The sequence below is a fragment of the Pseudostreptobacillus sp. genome (genome assembly GCF_977040545.1).
In genome coordinates this window covers 1-4035 of record NZ_CDRRBS010000091.1, presented here as the reverse complement: position 1 = coordinate 4035, position 4035 = coordinate 1, and the positions used below count along the sequence as shown (strand labels likewise).

The following is a 4035-nucleotide window of genomic DNA, read 5'->3' as shown; positions in this document are numbered from 1 at the left end:
AATAGCACAATTAAATAAGGCAAATAAAGAAGGAAGATTAAATGAACGTATAAAGCATTATTGTAAGTATAGGGTGTTGATAATAGATGAATTAGGATATATTCCAATAACTAAAGAAGAGACACTTATATTTTTTAGATTAATAAATGAAAGATATGAAAAGAAGTAAACAATAGTTATAACTAATGCTGATTTCAAGTATTGGGGTGATATATTTTCTGATAATACTTTAGCAAGTGCTATATTAGATAGATTATTACATCATTGTAATGTTATTAGTATAGTTGGTAGATCATATAGAGTTAGAGATTATTATCAAGAATAAAAAACTACATTCTTATTTTGACACAATCTTACATTTTTATATTTACATTAACACTCTGATTGTTTCCGACAACATTTAAGAGCTTCAGATACTCTGATTCATTATGCAAAACATCTTGTTTTATAAGCTCTAAAATGTTATGAAAATCATTTATTCACATATTTACCTCCTTCTTTTTTACAACAAAAAAGGTGGTTAGATTTTACTCTAATCACCTTTATACTACATATTGATATTATCCTTTTATTTCAACTTTTTAATTGATTCACTCTCAGATAATATTTTCATCTGTTCAATTGCTATTGAATTTAGTTTTTCCAGTCTTTCAGATTGACTCATGCCCTCATTTATAAATACTGCATTAAGATTTTCAAGATTAGAAAGGCATACAAGCTGCGATATATCTGCATAATCTCTAATATTGCCTTTTAAATCCGGATTTTCATTATGCCATTCTTTCGCTGTTATTCCAAATAAAGAAACATTTAGAATATCCGCCTCACTTGCATAAATAAAGTTGATTTTTTCTTTTGAAAGTTTTTCAGGTACAAGCTTATTTTTAATGGCATCTGTATGAATCCTATAATTGATTTTTGCCAAATTCCTTTTTATATCCCAGCCTAACTTCTTTTGTTCTTCTTCCTTTAGGCGTTCAAATTCCTTAATCAAATACAATTTAAAGTATGGAGATACCCAAGAAGCAAACTCAAATGCTATATCTTTATGAGCATAAGTTCCGCCATATCTTCCTGCCCTCGCAACTATACCGATAGAGTTCGTTTTTTCTACCCACTGCTTAACAGATAAAATAAATCGGTTAAATCCTGCTTCATTTTTAATTCCCTCGAATTCGGGGGAATTAAAATTTGTATTATACATTTCTTCCCAAATACCTAAAAACTCTATTGTGTTCTTGTTTCTAAGCCATTTTTCTATTAAAGCAGATCCGTTTTCAATATTTCTAACCATATCTGTTAAAGAAATGTAATCCCTATTATCTATGGTAATAACGCAGATTTCTGAATCTTCAACATTTATTTTAGACACATAACCACCTCCCAATCATTAAATTGATTATTTTACATTATAGCATTTTTAAGACGTTTTTTCCAGCTTGAAATTACCTAAATTAAAATAGTAAGTGTCACAAAATTAGTTGAAAAAAAATAGGATATACAGTACAATCTTAAATGTCCATAAAAAAGGGAGAAAAATTATATATGATATAATACAATAAAGGAGTGATAATATGAAATTAAATAAAAATAAACAAATAGTAATTGGAATGATATTTTTAGTTACAGCGATAATTTTAAATAAAACTTCAAATATTAATGATTTGATTTTAGGTATACTTTATGGTATATCAATAGGAATATTGATTGTGGGAATATATAATAATTAAAAATATAGGCTTAAGTTTATAATATAATCTTAAGCCTGTTTTATTTTCTAATTAAAAAAATGTGTATTTTCTGTTTCCCATTGTTTTTGTCTCATTGGAACGATAAGTCCATAAATACCGAACGTTATTAAAGAAAGGAGTGCCCAAATTATACACTTTAGATAATAGTCTGATATTTTGCCTTCAAACACCAATCTATTACCTTCAATAATAGTGTGACTAACTTCCCAACGTTTAAATAAAATATATGTAAAAGGATATAGTATACCAAAAGATACAAATGTTGAAATACACATTAATAGAAAATATCCTATATATTCTAAAATATTACCATCAAATTCTGAATTGTACATATTTACCTCCTAATTTTTTTTGTTATAGTATAACATTTTTAAAAATTTTTTCAAGATATATACAAATCAAGATATTAAATGTTAAATAAAAATATTTCTATATTTAAAAAAAAAATAAAATATGATAAAATATAATAAAAAACAGGAGAAATAGTGATGGGAAATAATATTGTAGTTCATAAATATGGTGGTTCATCAGTTGCAACCACAGATAAAATTAAAAATATAGCAAAACATTTAATTGAAGTTAAAAATAGTGGAAAAAAATTAGTAGTTGTAGTATCTGCAATGGGGAAAACAACTGATGGTTTAATAAAACTTGCAAAAGAAATATCTAGTAATCCAAATAAAAGAGAATTAGATAGATTAATGGCAACAGGAGAAGAACAAACAATAGCTTTACTTTCTATGGCTCTAATAGAAATGGGTGTAAATGCTATATCTTTAACTGGAGCACAAGCTGGTATAAAAACATTAGGTATACACACTAAAAATACAATAGAAAGTATTGATAATAATACTATATTAAATTATTTAAATGATGATAAAATAGTTATTGTAGCCGGTTTTCAAGGTATAAATGAAAATGGAGATGTCACAACTTTAGGTAGAGGTGGTTCAGATACTTCAGCAGTAGCTTTAGCTTGTTCTTTAGGTGCTGAATGTAGAATATATACTGATGTTGATGGTATATATACTATAGATCCAAGAGTTTATCCAAATTCTAAAAAATTGGAATATATTTCGTATGAAGAAATGATGGAACTTGCTTATCTTGGAGCAGGTGTTATGGAGCCACGTGCTGTAGAGTTAGGATTTAAATATGGTATACCTATATATGTTGGAAAGACTTTAGGTGAAGAAAATGGAACTATTATTACATTTAAGGAGAAAATAATGGAAAAGAAAGAAATTAAAGGAATATCAATAAACAAAAATATTAGTATGGTAACAATAGATAATATAGCGACTTATGCTAAAAATTTATATCCAATATTTAAACTTGCGTCAGAAAATGGTATAGCAATAGATATGATAAGTCAAAATGATGTTTTATCAGAAAGTGGAAGTATAGCATTTACTATAGCTAAAACTGATGAGCAAACTGTTAAAGATATATTTTCTAATTTAGATGAAAATTATAATATTATGATAAATAATGATGTTGTTAAAGTTTCTCTTGTAGGTATAGGATTATCTACATCACTAACAATGCTTAGTAAGATATTTAAAGTATTTTCTGATAATAATATTAGTTTTCATCAAATATCTTCATCTGAAATTACTATATCTATAATAGTTAGTGCAGAGGTAGGAGAAAAAGTTGCAAATTTATTAGCTAAGGAATTTGAATTATAATGAAAAAAGTAGTAAGTATTTTATTGATTATACCAATAATTGCTTGTTCTAATATATCTGTGATAGAAAAAAGTGATTATAGGGAAATTAAAAAAGAAAATCAAGTAAATATATTAAAAACAAAATTAGAAAAAGAAAAGTATAAATATACAGATAAAGTTGTTGGATTGATTTCAAGCCAATATGAAGCTAATAACAAAGAATTATCTGTTTACTATATTGAAACTTTAGCTTCACTTATGCTTAAAGATGTTAAGTATAATGATGAAAAAATAAAACAACTTTATGAATTAGAAGACTATGATATAAATGAAGTATTTAATTATTTAGGATTATTTGAAATGAAAAGAAATAATTATAGAGATGCATACAATGATTTATGGATATCTAAATCAAGAAAAAATAATTATCTTTCTAATGAGTTGTTTATGCATCTTATAAATAACAAAGATAATAGTGAAGAAATAATAGCTGATATGGAGAAACAATTTCCAGATTATCCATTAAATAAATATAATAAATTAGTAAATAAAACTTTATATGAAATTGATGAAATTAAATTATCGGACTTTAACGAGGCTAGAAAAGATTTA

Annotated in this window: 5 protein-coding genes and 1 pseudogene; 4 read left to right on the top strand and 2 right to left on the bottom strand. The window is 25.6% G+C overall.

Annotated elements, in window-relative coordinates; all coding sequences use genetic code 11:
* Position 1: 1 nt before the first annotated feature.
* Positions 2-325, top strand: a pseudogene (locus ACWYO2_RS05085) (ATP-binding protein).
* 243 nt (positions 326-568) lie between these two features.
* Here the strand turns inward: ACWYO2_RS05085 and ACWYO2_RS05080 are convergent.
* Positions 569-1372, bottom strand: coding sequence for a KilA-N domain-containing protein (locus ACWYO2_RS05080; RefSeq protein WP_455515401.1), 804 nt, complete (start codon positions 1370-1372; stop codon positions 569-571).
* Positions 1373-1574: 202 nt separating this feature from the next.
* On the opposite strand from ACWYO2_RS05080, the gene ACWYO2_RS05075 reads away from it, so the two are divergent.
* Entirely contained in the window at positions 1575-1730 is a 156-nt protein-coding gene (locus ACWYO2_RS05075) for a hypothetical protein (RefSeq protein ID WP_455515400.1), read from the top strand.
* A 47-nt stretch (positions 1731-1777) separates the two neighbouring features.
* Here the strand turns inward: ACWYO2_RS05075 and ACWYO2_RS05070 are convergent, their stop codons facing one another.
* Positions 1778-2083 carry a hypothetical protein gene (locus tag ACWYO2_RS05070; protein WP_455515399.1) on the bottom strand — a complete coding sequence of 102 codons (306 nt, stop codon included), beginning with the start codon at positions 2081-2083 and terminating at the stop codon, positions 1778-1780.
* 156 nt (positions 2084-2239) lie between these two features.
* On the opposite strand from ACWYO2_RS05070, the gene ACWYO2_RS05065 reads away from it, so the two are divergent.
* Positions 2240-3442, top strand: coding sequence for an aspartate kinase (locus ACWYO2_RS05065; protein WP_455515398.1), 1203 nt, complete (start codon positions 2240-2242; stop codon positions 3440-3442).
* Positions 3442-4035: hypothetical protein (locus tag ACWYO2_RS05060; protein WP_455515397.1), on the top strand; the 594-nt coding region annotated here is incomplete at its 3' end. The genes ACWYO2_RS05065 and ACWYO2_RS05060, both read left to right, overlap by 1 nt.

Coding starts and splice junctions, on each gene's coding strand:
- ACWYO2_RS05070 (WP_455515399.1), bottom strand. CDS start 2,083: ATGTACAATTCAGAATTTGATGGTAATATTTTAGAATATATAGGATAT.
- ACWYO2_RS05065 (WP_455515398.1), top strand. CDS start 2,240: ATGGGAAATAATATTGTAGTTCATAAATATGGTGGTTCATCAGTTGCA.
- ACWYO2_RS05075 (WP_455515400.1), top strand. CDS start 1,575: ATGAAATTAAATAAAAATAAACAAATAGTAATTGGAATGATATTTTTA.